Origin of the sequence: Streptococcus parasanguinis CC87K (assembly GCF_000507765.1) — a bacterium.
GTDB lineage: Bacteria > Bacillota > Bacilli > Lactobacillales > Streptococcaceae > Streptococcus > Streptococcus parasanguinis_J.
On the sequence record NZ_KI669404.1, the window covers coordinates 19,084 to 34,132 of the forward strand.

Genomic DNA, 15,049 nt, shown 5'->3' on the forward strand with positions numbered 1-15,049 from the left:
AATGACTAAACGCGCACTAATTAGTGTTTCAGACAAAGCGGGTATTGTTGAATTTGCCCAAGAACTCAAAAAAATTGGTTGGGACATTATCTCAACAGGTGGGACTAAAGTTGCCCTTGATAATGCTGGAGTAGACACTATTGCCATTGACGATGTGACTGGTTTCCCAGAAATGATGGACGGTCGTGTGAAGACTCTCCACCCAAATATCCACGGTGGTCTCCTCGCTCGTCGTGACCTCGATAGCCACCTAGAGGCTGCTAAGGACAACAAGATTGAGTTGATCGACCTTGTGGTGGTCAACCTTTACCCATTCAAGGAAACTATCCTTAAACCAGACGTGACTTACGCGGATGCGGTTGAAAATATCGATATTGGTGGGCCATCTATGCTTCGTTCAGCAGCTAAAAACCACGCTAGCGTAACAGTTGTGGTAGATCCGGCTGACTATGCTGTTGTGCTTGACGAATTGGCAGCAAACGGCGAAACAAGTTACGAAACTCGTCAACGGTTGGCAGCGAAAGTCTTCCGCCACACAGCAGCCTATGATGCTTTGATCGCAGAATACTTCACAGCTCAAGTGGGTGAAAGTAAGCCTGAAAAACTTACTTTGACTTATGACCTCAAACAAGCTATGCGTTACGGTGAAAATCCTCAACAAGACGCTGATTTCTACCAAAAAGCCTTGCCAACGGACTATTCGATTGCATCCGCTAAACAGCTCAACGGAAAAGAATTATCCTTCAACAATATCCGTGATGCGGATGCTGCGATTCGTATCATTCGCGATTTCAAAGACCGTCCAACCGTTGTGGCGTTGAAACATATGAACCCATGTGGAATCGGTCAAGCTGACGATATCGAAACGGCTTGGGACTATGCTTATGAATCTGACCCAGTATCGATTTTCGGTGGTATCGTCGTTCTTAACCGTGAAGTGGATGCTGCGACAGCTCAAAAAATGCACGGTGTCTTCCTTGAAATCATCATTGCACCAAGCTACACAGATGAAGCGCTTGAAATTTTGACAACCAAGAAGAAAAACTTGCGGATTCTTGAATTGCCATTTGACGCTCAAGATGCTAGTGAAGTGGAAGCAGAATACACTGGTGTTGTTGGTGGTCTCCTCGTTCAAAACCAAGACGTTGTTAAAGAAAGCCCAGCTGACTGGCAAGTGGTGACCAAGCGTCAACCAACGGAGACAGAAGCAACAGCTCTTGAGTTTGCTTGGAAAGCCATCAAGTATGTCAAATCAAATGGAATTATCGTGACTAATGACCACATGACACTTGGTGTTGGCCCTGGTCAAACAAACCGTGTGGCTTCAGTTCGTATTGCTATTGACCAAGCTAAAGACCGTCTTGACGGCGCTGTTCTTGCGTCAGATGCCTTCTTCCCATTTGCGGATAACGTGGAAGAAATCGCCAAAGCAGGGATTAAAGCGATCATCCAGCCGGGTGGATCAGTCCGTGACCAAGAGTCAATCGAAGCGGCTGATAAATATGGCTTGACTATGGTTTTCACAGGCGTGAGACATTTTAGACATTGATGGGTATTTAAAAATTAGCTCGTTATCAACTATCATGAATGACTGATAGCTAACAAAAAGAGAAGATACAAGTGGTCTTCTCTTTTTGTATGGCTAAAATAATAAGCATTTTAGTTTTAGAAATCATTTTTTCACTTAACTATCCTTCATTCGTTTTATGGTATTCAATGCTGTAGTGACTAACTCGTTAACAGGCATTGTCTGATAATCTCCTTTTAACCATTCATCAAAAATATTGTAGAAACCGCCGGTAATGAATCGACTATCATAAGTGATTTGTTTTTGATTAGTGTTTGTGATGTGCCAAGGTGCCATAACAGTGGTATAAATAGCAGGAAGCTTATCATAAGCCCTTTGCAAGATAAGCACGAGCAGGTTTGCATTCTGCAAGATTTTTAATGACTCAGTGTACTGGCTCCAATAGCGAAAGAAAAAGTTTACTAAATCCTCAAAATTACTCAGTTTTTCTGTTTGAAGTTCAATGATATAGTCTTGGATTAAGCGGTCTAAATAGTTCGTAAGAACCTCCTCTTTTGAATGATAATAACGATAAAACGTGCGCCTAGCAATCTGAGCATGCTCACTGAGTTCTGCAATGCTGATATTATGCAGGGATTTCTTAGTTGCTAATAAATCGAACAAGGCTTCCTCTAGCCATTGCCGTGTTTGATATTCCAAAGTAGTTCTCCTTTCCTGTCACACTTTTGTTCAAACTGTGCCAATTTCACTGAACCTCTTGTTTTTGTAACAGTTTGTCTTTATACTAAAAGTGTTGCGCGCGATGTATGATTATCATTGATGTTTAACATTGTACAATTGTTAGTTGTTATTAAGGAGGTAAAGATATGGGCATTCTTTTTGATGTTTGGATGCTACCTATTTTATTTATTTTACACGATTTTGAAGAAATGATCTTTATGCCCTTGTGGAAAAAACGGTATCGTCAAAAGTTGGTGACTTTTAAGAAATCGTTCTTTGGTTCTGTTACGCAGGGCTCTGCCTTTGCAGTAGGTGTTTTAGAGGAGTTTGTCATTTTGCTGTTTATTTCTGGTCTTTGTCAGATGACTCATAACACAGTACTCTATTTAGCTTTTGTAATAGCTTATACATCTCATTTCATGATCCATTATATCATGTGTCTGCAATTTAGAGGCTATGTTCCCGGGGTCGTCACAGTAACTCTAGAATTGCCCATTGTTTTAATGATTATTTTCCACTATTGGCCTTCTGAGGGTTCTCTGCTGTCAGTCATTGCATATCTTTTCGTAGCGATGGCATTAGCCTATACGAATCTTAAAGTCATGCACCAAATCATGCCGAAAATTCAAATAAGCTTAGAAAAGTATATGAAATAAAAATGATGAATTGAGACCCATTTTTAGCTTCTGAAAGAACAAAATTAAGAAGTGACCAAGAGTCAATCGAAGCGGCTGATAAATATGGTTTGACCATGATCTTTACAGGGGTTCGTCACTTCCGTCATTAATCAAAAACGGCACGCATCAATGGATGGGTGCCGTTTCTGCTGGTCATGAAGCCCTTAATCGGGATAGATATAGGTGACTGTTCCCCAGACGGGATTGGTCGGGTCGAACCAGCCACGGAAGTTGTCGATATAGCGATGGCCGTTGTAGTTAGCCTCCTGGATCTGAATTTTTTGGTCATGTTCGACGTCCGTAACCAAGGCGACATGGCCATATCCCCCATTGTCCCAACAAGCGATGGCACCGACCTCTGGAGTGTCTCCTGTCCGGAATCCCGCAGCGCGTGCACTAGCTGCCCACATGCCGCCATTTCCCCACCAGTTGTGGGCCCAAGGGGCTAATTCTTTGGCTCCCCAGGTGCATTCACCGATCGGATAGGTGTTTCCCGGATGTGTCGCGAGTGGAGTAAGTTTTGGCTTTGCTTTTTCTACTTGAAAGGTAGTGGGGAATAGCCCTTTTAGTTGTCCCTGGCTTTTCTGATAGACATGTAGGTGAAATAACCCGCTTCCCTTGTGTTTTTGAGCCTGAAAGCGCAGTTGGAAGTGTCCAGGTGCAATCTTCTTTGCGGGATACCAGACCAGATCATCCTGCCCATTTTCTTCAGACCAGATGGGGAAGACAATCTCGTCAACGTCTTCGAACAACTTTAGGTCTACCTCAAATTCTTGTGAGGAGATGGGTGTGATCGTGATCTTGGGTTGGGAGGAGGCGAGGTCTTTTTGCTGGACGCTGGTCGTGAGAGGGTAAAGACCGGTTAGCTGTTCATTTGCCTCCACTCCATAGACATGGACATGATAAAGTCCGGCTTGATCAGAATGGTTGGTCAATGGCACTTGTAGGTCAAATCCCTTGTCACTGCGTTCCACAGGATACCAAATGAGGTCATCTTGGCCATTTTGGTCAGACCAGACGGGAACTTGGATCTTTTGATACTTATCCGGGACGTTTCCGAGATGAATCACCAGTTGCCCTTTTTCGGCATAGATAGCATTGGTCGCTTGATCTGCATGGGCAATAGAGGCTTGCATCCCCCATGTCGCACAAGTCAGTACGACAAATTTTTTGATCGTTTGCATAATACTCCTTTTCGTCAATTAGTAGGTCTCACCTATACTATTCGGAAAAAAATGAGAAATAGGAGAAAATAGCAAAAAATGTTTGGATTCTACTGAAAATAGGAGACTTTTGCTGAAATCATTAGAATAAAACGAACGATTATGATATAATTTAATAAAATAATTCGCAAAAGAGGTTCGAGATGAAACTTTTGGTTGTTGGATCTGGTGGTCGTGAGCATGCGATTGCCAAGAAATTGTTGGAGTCTACAGACGTTGAGCAGGTTTTTGTGGCTCCTGGTAATGACGGGATGCTATTAGACGGTCTGGATTTGATCAATATCGGAATTTCCGAACATTCTAAGCTGATTGACTTCGCAAAAGTCAATGATATTGCTTGGACCTTTATCGGTCCAGATGATGCCCTTGCGGCTGGTATCGTGGATGATTTCAATGCAGCTGGTCTTAAGGCTTTTGGTCCGACCAAGGCTGCAGCTGAGCTTGAGTGGTCTAAGGATTTTGCTAAGGAAATCATGGTCAAATACAATGTTCCGACAGCAGCCTATGGCACATTTTCAGATTTCGAAGAAGCCAAGGCCTACATCGAAGAAAAAGGCGCTCCAATTGTCGTCAAGGCAGACGGCTTGGCCCTTGGGAAAGGTGTCGTCGTTGCGGAGACAGTTGAGCAAGCCGTCGAAGCCGCTCACGAGATGCTTTTGGACAATAAATTCGGTGATTCAGGTGCGCGTGTGGTCATCGAGGAATTTCTTGACGGGGAAGAATTCTCACTCTTTGCCTTTGTCAATGGGGATAAGTTCTACATTATGCCAACAGCTCAGGACCACAAACGTGCCTACGATGGTGACAAGGGTCCCAACACTGGTGGGATGGGTGCCTATGCGCCAGTTCCTCACTTGCCACAGAGCGTGGTTGACACAGCGGTTGACACCATTGTCAAGCCAGTTCTTGAAGGCATGATCAAAGAAGGGCGTCCCTACCTTGGTGTCCTTTACGCGGGGCTAATCTTGACAGCTGATGGACCGAAAGTCATCGAGTTCAACTCTCGTTTTGGAGATCCTGAAACGCAAATCATCTTGCCTCGTTTGACATCTGACTTTGCACAAAACATCACTGATATTTTGGATGGCAAAGAGCCAGCCATCACGTGGACGAACAAGGGTGTGACACTAGGCGTGGTTGTGGCCTCAAACGGCTATCCACTCGCTTATGAGAAGGGTGTCAAACTTCCAGCCAAGACAGATGGTGACATCATCACTTACTATGCTGGTGCCAAATTCGCTGAAAACGGGCAAGACCTCCTCTCAAACGGAGGGCGCGTTTATATGCTAGTCACAACAGCAGATACTGTCAAAGACGGCCAAAACATCATCTACAACGAACTCAACAAACAAAACACAGAAGGCTTGTTCTACCGAAACGACATTGGTAGTAAGGCAATAAAGTAGAAGTACAAGAATAGCGCGACGAAGTCGCCAATCCGATAATGGTCGCCGTGGTGAAAAGACCAGAACAGTTTCTGTTCTGGTCGGGGGAAACATTGAGACCTTAGGCTCAATGTTTAGGAATGAAACCGAAGGTTTGCTTCCGTCCCCACCACCTAAGACCATTATCAAAAAAGGAGAAAAAATGAAACCAGTAATTTCCATTATCATGGGCTCAAAATCCGACTGGGCAACCATGCAAAAAGCCGCTGAAGTCCTCGACAACTTCGGTGTCGCTTACGAAAAGAAAGTTGTTTCCGCACATCGGACGCCGGACCTCATGTTCAAACATGCCGAAGAAGCACGTAGCCGTGGCATCAAGGTCATCATCGCAGGTGCGGGTGGCGCTGCTCACTTGCCAGGTATGGTTGCTGCTAAAACAACTCTTCCAGTCATCGGGGTACCTGTCAAGTCTCGTGCCCTTAGCGGTGTGGATTCTCTTTATTCTATCGTTCAGATGCCAGGTGGGGTGCCTGTCGCAACCATGGCGATCGGTGAAGCAGGTGCGACCAACGCTGCCCTCTTTGCCCTCCGTCTTCTTTCAGTAGAGGACCAGGCTATTGCGACAGCGTTAGCGGATTTCGCAGAAGAACAAGGAAAAATCGCAGAGGAGTCTACAAATGAGCTCAACTAAAACCATTGGGATCATCGGTGGTGGCCAGCTCGGTCAGATGATGGCAATCTCAGCTATCTACATGGGCCACAAGGTTATCGCCTTGGATCCAGCAGCGGATTGCCCAGCCTCTCGTGTGGCGGAAATCATCGTGGCCCCTTACGACGACGTAGACGCCCTTCGTCAGTTGGCTGATCGCTGTGATGTTCTCACTTATGAATTTGAAAATGTCGATGCTGACGGTTTGGACGCTGTTATCAAAGAAGGACAGCTCCCACAAGGAACTGACCTGCTTCGCATCTCCCAAAACCGGATCTTTGAGAAGGACTTTCTTTCCAACAAAGCACAAATCACTGTGGCCCCTTACAAGGTCGTAACTTCTAGCAAAGACTTGGCAGATATCGACCTCTCGAAAAATTATGTCCTTAAGACAGCGACCGGTGGTTACGATGGCCATGGTCAGAAGGTTATTCGTTCCGAAGCCGATTTGGAAGAAGCCTATGCACTGGCTGATTCAGCAGACTGTGTCTTGGAAGAATTTGTTAACTTTGACCTGGAGATTTCTGTTATTGTGTCTGGTAATGGCAAGGACGTGACGGTTTTCCCCGTTCAGGAAAATATCCACCGCAACAACATTCTTTCAAAAACCATTGTACCCGCTCGCATTTCAGAAAGTCTAGCTGAAAAAGCCAAGGCCATGGCAGTGCGAATCGCAGAACAACTGAACTTGTCTGGTACACTTTGTGTAGAAATGTTTGCGACAGCTGATGATATCATCGTCAACGAAATCGCGCCACGCCCACATAATTCAGGGCACTACTCAATCGAAGCTTGCGACTTTTCACAGTTTGATACCCATATTCTAGGAGTTCTCGGAGCACCACTTCCTGCTATTCACCTCCATGCGCCTGCTGTCATGCTCAATGTACTCGGCCAACACGTCGAAGCTGCTGAAACATATGTGACAGAAAATCCAAGCGCTCACCTCCACTTATATGGTAAACTAGAAGCAAAGCACAACCGCAAAATGGGACATGTGACCTTGTTTAGTGATGTGCCAGATGAGGTTGAAGAGTTTGGGAAAGGGATTGATTTTTAAGTGAAAATAGCGATTCTAGGACTTGGAGTCATCGGGACTACTTATGCCTACGCCTTTCAAAAAGCAGGCCATCAAGTGGAACACGTACTGAGAGATAGTAAGAAAAGCACTGCTCCGAAGGAGTTGTCGGTTGATCTACTAGATGGTCGCTATCATTCCAAAGGTGAAAACAAACACGACACCTATGAGGTTCATGTGGCGGAAGCTGATTCGGAATATGATTTTATTTTTCTAAGTGTACGTCATGGTTTTGTCAAAGAAGCCGTGGAAACCTTGCGAAAAAATAATATCAAAGGCACCCTCGTTTTCTTCTGCAATTTCTGGAATACACGAAAAGATGTCCAAGAGTGGGCAGGAGATTATGACTATATTCTGGCCTTTCCGACAGCTGGAGGTCACATGCAGGAGGACCATTTGGATGGTGTCTTGTTCGACCATTTAATGCTAGAAGGTGAGCAAAAAGCACACATTTCTAACTATTCTGATTTGACGACTTTACTGACTTCTGCAGATTTGAAGTGGGAAGTGCCTCATGATATGGTCGAGTGGATTTGGATTCACATGGCGATTAATGCGGGTGTTACTTCGACAGCTGCACGTTCGGGAAATCTGGAAAATCCAGAAGAATTGGCTTTGAACTTGATGAATAGTTCATCGGAATTATCATTGGCTATCAAGGCCATTCGAGAAGCCTTGAAAGTTGTAGAAGCGCGTGGCGTGAATTTGAAGCTTTACAAAGCCGAACTCTTGCCCTACAAAATTCCCGCTTGGATAGCTGGCAAAGCCATGAAAGTCATGTTTGCGAAAAATGAGCTGACCCGAAAAATCATGACCTTACACAATGATAAACAGGACATCTTCTATTGTTGTCAAAGTGTTTATCAGACTGGTCAGGAGTTAGGTGTGAAGATGCCTTTTCTGGAAGCAAATATGAAGGGCATTTCGATTTAGGAGGTTTTATGATTCAACTCATTGTCAACGCATTTGTCGAAAAAGAGAAGACTGGGGCAGTCGTCGAAGTCTTGTATGCTAGTAGCGATCACGAAAAAGTGAAAGCTAAGTATGAAGAGCTGACTGCTCAATATCCTGAAAACTATTTAGCCATCTATGATCTGCCGCTGGATACGGATTTGAATACACTGGATCATTATCCGTCAGTGTGGATTGGGAAAGAAGAATTTGAATAAAGTGATTGCCAGTTGCTAACTGATGTAAAACATCAAAAGAAAGGAAAATAAAAACATGATCGAACGTTACTCTCGCCCAGAAATGGCGAACATTTGGACTGAAGAAAATAAATACCGTGCTTGGCTTGAGGTGGAAATCTTGGCTGACGAAGCCTGGGCTGAGTTGGGGGAAATCCCTAAGGAAGATGTGGCTTTGATTCGCGAAAAAGCGGACTTTGACATCGACCGTATTTTGGAAATCGAGCAGCAAACTCGTCACGATGTGGTGGCCTTTACACGTGCGGTTTCTGAAACGCTTGGTGAAGAGCGCAAGTGGGTTCATTATGGTTTGACTTCTACTGACGTGGTAGACACGGCCTATGGTTACCTCTACAAACAAGCCAACGATATCATCCGCAAGGATCTTGAAAACTTCCTCAACATCATCGCTGACAAAGCCAAAGAACACAAGTTCACTATCATGATGGGTCGTACTCATGGTGTGCACGCTGAGCCGACAACTTTTGGTCTTAAATTGGCAACTTGGTACAGCGAAATGAAACGCAACATTGAGCGTTTTGAGCATGCTGCTGCTGGTGTGGAAGCTGGGAAGATTTCTGGTGCGGTTGGTAACTTTGCTAACATCCCACCATTTGTTGAAAAATACGTCTGCGATAAATTGGGTATCCGTGCTCAAGAAATCTCTACACAGGTGCTCCCTCGTGACCTTCACGCTGAGTACTTTGCAGTTCTTGCGAGCATCGCAACTTCGATCGAGCGGATGGCGACTGAAATCCGTGGTCTTCAAAAATCTGAACAACGTGAAGTGGAAGAATTCTTTGCTAAAGGTCAAAAAGGATCTTCAGCAATGCCGCACAAACGTAACCCAATCGGTTCTGAAAACATGACAGGTCTTGCGCGTGTTATCCGTGGTCACATGGTCACAGCTTATGAAAACGTAGCCCTTTGGCACGAACGTGATATCTCTCACTCATCAGCTGAGCGCATCATCGCACCAGACACAACCATCTTGATTGACTACATGCTCAACCGTTTCGGAAACATCGTTAAGAACTTGACAGTCTTCCCAGAAAACATGATTCGCAACATGAACTCTACATTTGGTTTGATCTTCAGCCAACGTGCCATGTTGACTTTGATTGAAAAAGGGATGACACGTGAGCAAGCTTACGACCTTGTTCAACCGAAGACTGCCCAATCATGGGATAACCAAGTAGACTTCAAACCACTTCTTGAAGCAGATCCAGAAGTAACTTCACGTCTCACTCAAGAAGAGATCGACGAAATCTTCAACCCAACTTACTACACCAAACGGGTGGATGAAATCTTCGAACGCATCGGTTTGGGTGACTAATCGCAACGAAAAAGGGAATTTGAAAAATAGACGAAAGAGGCTGGGCAAAAACTGTCCAGCCTTTGATGTTTGATAAGACTAACTGCAAGACGCAGTGGTTGAGTGGGCTCTAATACGCTGATTTCATCAGCTTTTACAGCCCTACTCAACTGTGCGGAGGTGGGACGACGAAATCGAATTCTAACGAATTACCGATTTCTGTCCCACTCTCTTTTTAAACTTTTTATAGCTAAACTATCACTAATTATATATATTTTTAAAGAGGTCTTTAGAAATCGTTTTTAACATGCTATACTGGAGCTATAAAAAAGACCGAGATGTCTCAGTCTTTTTGGTTCTTAGTGATCGCGGTCACAGGAGATGAACTTGATCTTGTAGTAGTCACCGCGTTTATAGGTTTCCGTGTATTCAAGGATTTGGCCAGTCGCTTCTAGCTTGGTCGTCTTCACTTGTTTGACCGTTGGGAAATTTTCATCGATCTTCAATACTTTAGCAATCTTGCTTGGTGTAGGAAAGACGATTTCGTTGACTTCTTCGAAGTGCTCGTCATTCATATGAATGTGGTAGTCTTCTTTGAAGCGATCATAGATAGAGCTGTAGTATTCCAAATTTGGATAGTTTGGATTGATGTATTGTTCAGGAACATAGGTTTGGTGGAAGATATAGGTATCATCCCCTGTCTGGCGAGTCCGTTCGATCTTATAGTAGAATTGCGTTGGGTTGAGGCCTAGTTTGTCTAGGATGCTTAAGGTATTTCCACGTTTAATAGAGAGAACTTTGACTTTGGCCTTTTGGATTGGGAAGGTTTCAACATCTGAAAATTCAACCAGTTTGTGTTTTCGAGCACGAGAAACAAAGGTTCCTTTTCCTTGCTGACGGACAATGTAGCCATCAGCAGCGAGGTCGTTCAAAGCACGGACAACGGTGATAGAGCTGACATCATAAATTTTAATGAGTTCAGCTTCAGTATAAAATTTATCTCCATTTTCAAATTTTCCGGAGATAATTTGCTGCTTCAATTCATCTTTGATGTGTTGGTACTTTGGAATTGCCATAGTGCTACCTCTCTTTAGATTTCTCTTATTTAACCCTATTTTAACATATTTTTTATAAAAGTGTTGACATTTTTTAAATAATTTATTATATTAATAAATGAAAAGGGTTACATATAAGAAAGGGGGGGCGTTTATGGGAGTTTTTGAGATTCGCGATGCTTTCTATTTAAAAGATCAACCCTTCAAGATTTTATCCGGAGCGATCCATTATTTCCGAATTGACCCAGCAGACTGGTATCATTCCTTGTATAATCTAAAGGCTTTGGGTTTTAACACGGTTGAGACCTATGTCCCTTGGAATGCGCATGAACCCCGCAAAGGGCAGTTTGACTTTAGTGGTCGATTGGATCTAGAGCGTTTCATTCAAACAGCCCAGTCCCTAGGACTTTACATGATTGTAAGGCCGTCGCCCTTTATCTGTGCAGAGTGGGAATTTGGTGGATTACCAGCCTGGCTCTTGGAAGAAGACCTGCGAATCCGCTCATCAGACCCAGCCTTTATCGAAGCAGTGGATCGTTATTATGATCGCTTGCTTGGGTTGTTAACACCCTACCAAGTGGATCAGGGTGGTCCAATCCTCATGATGCAGGTGGAAAATGAGTACGGCTCTTATGGAGAAGACAAGGATTATCTTCGTGCCATTCGGGATTTGATGAAGGAAAAAGGCGTGACCTGTCCTCTCTTTACATCAGATGGACCATGGCGAGCAACGCTAAGAACAGGAACCTTGATCGAAGAAGATCTCTTCGTGACGGGAAACTTCGGTTCCAAAGCAGCCTATAACTTCGGTCAGATGCAAGAATTCTTTGACGAATACGGCAAGAAATGGCCCTTGATGTGTATGGAATTCTGGGATGGCTGGTTTACCCGCTGGAAAGAACCTGTGATTCAAAGGGACCCAGAGGAGTTGGCTGAAGCTGTCCATGAGGTCTTGGAGCTTGGCTCCATTAATCTCTACATGTTTCATGGCGGAACCAATTTTGGCTTCATGAATGGTTGTTCAGCTCGGGGGACGCTTGATTTGCCACAGGTGACGTCCTATGACTATGGGGCTTTGCTCAATGAGCAGGGCAATCCGACGGAGAAGTATTATGCCATTCAAAAGATGATGGCGACCTATTATTCGGAATACCCACAGCAAGAACCACTTATCAAAGAGTGTTTACCAGAACAAACCTTGCAATTGGCGGCCAAGACTAGTCTTTTTGGGAATCTGGATAATTTGGCTCAAGTCGAGACCAGCCTTTATCCCGAAAAGATGGAAGAGTTGGGGCAAACCACAGGTTATCTCCTATATGAGACAGACCTTGAGTTGGATGCGGAAGAAGAAAGACTGCGCATCATTGATGGTCGGGATCGGGTACAGATTTACCTGGATGATCAACATGTAGCAACACAATACCAAACAGAGATCGGTGAAGATCTTTTTATCAAAGGAAAAAAGAAAGCGGTTACGAATTTAAAAATCTTGCTTGAAAATATGGGACGTGTCAACTATGGGCACAAGCTCTTAGCTGATAGCCAGCACAAGGGCATTCGCACAGGTGTCTGTGTGGATTTGCACTTCCACCTTCATTGGAAGCAGTACCCACTGGATTTACAAGATCTCAGTCAGCTCGATTTTTCAAAGGAATGGCAGGCAGGTGCTCCAGCCTTTTACCGATATGATTTTCAGCTGGACCACACCCTTGACACTTATCTGGATATGACAGGATTTGGGAAAGGGGTCGTCTTTGTCAATGGCCACAACCTTGGCCGCTTCTGGGAAGTCGGACCGACCACTTCACTTTACGTGCCTCATGGTTTCCTCAAAGAAGGAGCCAATAGCCTGATCGTCTTTGAGACAGAAGGGCGTTACCAAGAGACACTTGAACTTGTTCAACAACCTACATTCAAAGAAGTAAAGGGGGAAAACTTATGACTATTGTAGGATGCCGTATCGATGGACGTTTGATCCACGGGCAGGTAGCCAATCTTTGGACTACCAAACTAAATGTTTCACGTATCATGGTGATCGATGATGAAGTCGCTCAAAATGATATTGAAAAAAGTGGCTTGAAACTAGCGACACCACCTGGTGTTAAGCTCAGTATCTTGCCAGTCGCAAAGGCTGCGGAAAATATCTTGGCTGGAAAATATGATAGCCAACGACTCTTTATCGTAGCTCGCAAACCTGATCGTTTCCTTCGTTTGATCGAAGCAGGCGTTCAGCTTGAAACGCTGAATGTCGGCAATATGTCTCAATCTGATGAGACACGTGCGATTACCCGCTCGATCAATGTGGTGGACGCGGATGTGGAAGACTTCAACAAAATCCACGAAAAAGGTGTAAAGATTACGTCTCAGATGGTGCCAAACGACACTGCAGAAGACTTTATGAAGTTATTAAAGTAAAAGAAAATTTTTAGGAGGAAATTGTCATGATACAATGGTGGCAAATTTTACTACTTACTTTGTACTCAGCTTATCAAATCTGTGATGAGTTGACGATTGTTTCATCAGCAGGCTCACCAGTCTTTGCTGGTTTCATTACAGGACTTGTTATGGGAGATTTAAAGACAGGTCTATTTATCGGAGCTTCTCTCCAATTGACAGTGCTCGGTGTTGGTACTTTCGGTGGAGCTTCTCGTATTGACGCAACATCTGGTGCCGTTCTTGCAACTGCCTTTTCAGTAGCAAAAGGGATTGATCCAGAGATTGCTATTGCTACAATCGCTGTGCCGGTAGCAACTTTGTTGACCTACTTTGATATTCTTGGTCGTATGACTACAACTTACTTCGCTCACCGTGTAGATGCTGCGATCGAACGTTACGACTATAAAGGAATTGAACGCAACTACCTTCTTGGTGCTGTTCCTTGGGCTCTTTCTCGTGCCCTTCCAGTCTTCTTGGCTCTTGCCTTTGGTGGTTCTTTCGTAGAAACTGTTGTTACAGGTCTTGCTAATGTACAATGGTTGGCAAACGGTCTGAAACTTGCAGGTCAAATGCTTCCAGGTCTTGGATTTGCGATCTTGCTTCGTTACCTTCCTGTTCGTCGTAACCTTCACTATTTAGCACTTGGCTTTGGCTTAACAGCAATGTTGACAGTGCTTTATAGCAATGTTCAAAGCCTTGGTGCTGCAGTGTCTAGCATTGTTGGTTCTGATGTGTTCGCTAAACTTCCAAAAGAACAAGCTATTACTTTTGTTAACAACTTCAAGAGTGTATCTATGATTGGTATTGCCATCATCGGTATCTTCCTTGCAGTACAACACTTCAAAAACAGCCAACGTACAGTTGTAGCTGCTCCAGCAAGCAATGTAGAAAGCGGGGAAATTGAAGATGACGAATTCTAATTACAAACTAACAAAAGAAGATTTTAAACAAATTAACAAACGTAGCCTCTTCACCTTCCAATTGGGTTGGAACTACGAACGGATGCAGGCTTCTGGTTACCTTTACATGCTTCTTCCACAATTGCGGAAAATGTATGGAGACGGCACACCTGAATTGAAAGAAATGATGAAATTGCATACGCAATTCTTCAATACTTCTCCATTCTTCCACACTATTATCACTGGTTTTGACCTTGCTTTGGAAGAAAAAGATGGTGTCAAATCAAAAGATGCGGTGAACGGGATCAAGACAGGTCTTATGGGACCATTTGCCCCTCTTGGGGACTCAATCTTTGGATCATTGGTACCAGCTATTATGGGTTCAATCGCAGCAACTTTGGCTATTGCAGGAAACCCAGCCGGTATCTTCTTGTGGATCGCTGTGGCAGTTGCTTATGACATTTTCCGTTGGAAACAGTTGGAATTTGCCTATAAAGAAGGGGTTAACCTCATCAACAACATGCAAAGTACCTTGACAGCTTTGATCGACGCAGCTGCCGTTCTGGGTATCTTCATGGTTGGTGCCTTGATTGCGAGCATGATTGGTGTTGAAGTTTCTTGGACTCCACACATTGGGGACAAAGCGATTGAAATTCAAGATATGCTCAACCTTATCTTCCCACGTTTGGTACCAGCTATCATCACAGGTGTAATCTACTGGTTGCTTGGACGTAAGGGTATGAACTCTACAAAAGCTATCTTGCTCATCATCCTTGCAGCAATCGCATTCTCAGCATTTGGCCACTTCTTCTTTGGAATGGCATAATGGAGTAAGGT

At 44.1% G+C, this 15,049-nt stretch carries 15 protein-coding genes and 1 pseudogene; 13 read left to right on the forward strand and 3 right to left on the reverse strand.

Annotation, left to right across the window (positions count from 1 at the left end; all coding sequences use genetic code 11):
* Position 1 precedes the first annotated feature (1 nt).
* Positions 2-1,549: a bifunctional phosphoribosylaminoimidazolecarboxamide formyltransferase/IMP cyclohydrolase gene (purH, locus tag HMPREF1195_RS09355; RefSeq protein WP_023920035.1), complete on the forward strand. Its 1,548-nt coding sequence runs from the start codon at positions 2-4 to the stop codon at positions 1,547-1,549.
* Between the two features lie 135 nt (positions 1,550-1,684).
* On the opposite strand, the gene HMPREF1195_RS09360 is transcribed toward purH, so the two are convergent.
* Complete coding sequence (locus HMPREF1195_RS09360; RefSeq protein ID WP_023920037.1) at positions 1,685-2,227, reverse strand: TetR/AcrR family transcriptional regulator; 543 nt, start codon at positions 2,225-2,227, stop codon at positions 1,685-1,687.
* A gap of 167 nt (positions 2,228-2,394) precedes the next feature.
* On the opposite strand from HMPREF1195_RS09360, the gene HMPREF1195_RS09365 reads away from it, so the two are divergent.
* Complete coding sequence (locus HMPREF1195_RS09365; RefSeq protein ID WP_023920038.1) at positions 2,395-2,904, forward strand: HXXEE domain-containing protein; 510 nt, start codon at positions 2,395-2,397, stop codon at positions 2,902-2,904.
* 53 nt (positions 2,905-2,957) lie between these two features.
* Positions 2,958-3,035: pseudogene (locus tag HMPREF1195_RS11440) on the forward strand (IMP cyclohydrolase); the annotation flags it as partial.
* A gap of 54 nt (positions 3,036-3,089) precedes the next feature.
* On the opposite strand, the gene HMPREF1195_RS09370 reads toward HMPREF1195_RS11440, so the two are convergent.
* A complete protein-coding gene (locus HMPREF1195_RS09370) occupies positions 3,090-4,109 on the reverse strand; it encodes a GBS Bsp-like repeat-containing protein (protein ID WP_023920041.1) in 1,020 nt (339 codons plus the stop codon).
* Between the two features lie 182 nt (positions 4,110-4,291).
* Between HMPREF1195_RS09370 and purD the strand changes: the two genes are divergently transcribed.
* The 6 genes from purD to purB all read left to right on the forward strand — a co-directional run bounded on the left by purD (position 4,292) and on the right by purB (position 9,843).
* Complete coding sequence (gene purD, locus HMPREF1195_RS09375; protein WP_023920043.1) at positions 4,292-5,554, forward strand: phosphoribosylamine--glycine ligase; 1,263 nt, start codon at positions 4,292-4,294, stop codon at positions 5,552-5,554.
* A 181-nt stretch (positions 5,555-5,735) separates the two neighbouring features.
* Positions 5,736-6,224 (forward strand): 5-(carboxyamino)imidazole ribonucleotide mutase, encoded by a 489-nt coding sequence (gene purE, locus HMPREF1195_RS09380; protein WP_003015335.1) that lies wholly within the window; start codon positions 5,736-5,738, stop codon positions 6,222-6,224.
* Positions 6,211-7,302, forward strand: a complete 1,092-nt coding sequence (purK, locus tag HMPREF1195_RS09385) for a 5-(carboxyamino)imidazole ribonucleotide synthase (RefSeq protein ID WP_023920045.1) — start codon at positions 6,211-6,213, stop codon at positions 7,300-7,302. Before purE ends, purK begins: the two co-directional genes overlap by 14 nt.
* Complete coding sequence (locus tag HMPREF1195_RS09390) at positions 7,303-8,253, forward strand: ketopantoate reductase family protein (protein ID WP_023920047.1); 951 nt, start codon at positions 7,303-7,305, stop codon at positions 8,251-8,253.
* Between the two features lie 8 nt (positions 8,254-8,261).
* A complete protein-coding gene (locus HMPREF1195_RS09395; RefSeq protein WP_009731968.1) occupies positions 8,262-8,489 on the forward strand; it encodes a hypothetical protein in 228 nt (75 codons plus the stop codon).
* Between the two features lie 55 nt (positions 8,490-8,544).
* A complete protein-coding gene (purB, locus tag HMPREF1195_RS09400) occupies positions 8,545-9,843 on the forward strand; it encodes an adenylosuccinate lyase (RefSeq protein WP_003013885.1) in 1,299 nt (432 codons plus the stop codon).
* Between the two features lie 338 nt (positions 9,844-10,181).
* Here purB and HMPREF1195_RS09405 read toward each other — a convergent pair whose 3' ends face one another.
* Positions 10,182-10,898, reverse strand: coding sequence for a GntR family transcriptional regulator (locus HMPREF1195_RS09405; protein WP_023920049.1), 717 nt, complete (start codon positions 10,896-10,898; stop codon positions 10,182-10,184).
* A 133-nt stretch (positions 10,899-11,031) separates the two neighbouring features.
* Between HMPREF1195_RS09405 and HMPREF1195_RS09410 the strand changes: the two genes are divergently transcribed.
* Genes HMPREF1195_RS09410 through HMPREF1195_RS09425 form a run of 4 tightly spaced genes read left to right on the forward strand, consistent with a single transcriptional unit; the run spans position 11,032 to position 15,038 of the window.
* Positions 11,032-12,819 (forward strand): glycoside hydrolase family 35 protein, encoded by a 1,788-nt coding sequence (locus HMPREF1195_RS09410; protein ID WP_023920051.1) that lies wholly within the window; start codon positions 11,032-11,034, stop codon positions 12,817-12,819.
* The gene (locus HMPREF1195_RS09415) at positions 12,816-13,292 is read left to right on the forward strand and encodes a PTS sugar transporter subunit IIB (protein WP_003009322.1); all 477 of its coding nucleotides are present in this window, start codon (positions 12,816-12,818) and stop codon (positions 13,290-13,292) included. Before HMPREF1195_RS09410 ends, HMPREF1195_RS09415 begins: the two co-directional genes overlap by 4 nt.
* A gap of 26 nt (positions 13,293-13,318) precedes the next feature.
* Positions 13,319-14,233 carry a PTS mannose/fructose/sorbose/N-acetylgalactosamine transporter subunit IIC gene (locus HMPREF1195_RS09420; protein ID WP_023920053.1) on the forward strand — a complete coding sequence of 305 codons (915 nt, stop codon included), beginning with the start codon at positions 13,319-13,321 and terminating at the stop codon, positions 14,231-14,233.
* Complete coding sequence (locus HMPREF1195_RS09425) at positions 14,220-15,038, forward strand: PTS system mannose/fructose/sorbose family transporter subunit IID (protein ID WP_023920055.1); 819 nt, start codon at positions 14,220-14,222, stop codon at positions 15,036-15,038. The genes HMPREF1195_RS09420 and HMPREF1195_RS09425 overlap by 14 nt, the downstream gene beginning before the upstream one ends.
* Positions 15,039-15,049: the final 11 nt, after the last annotated feature.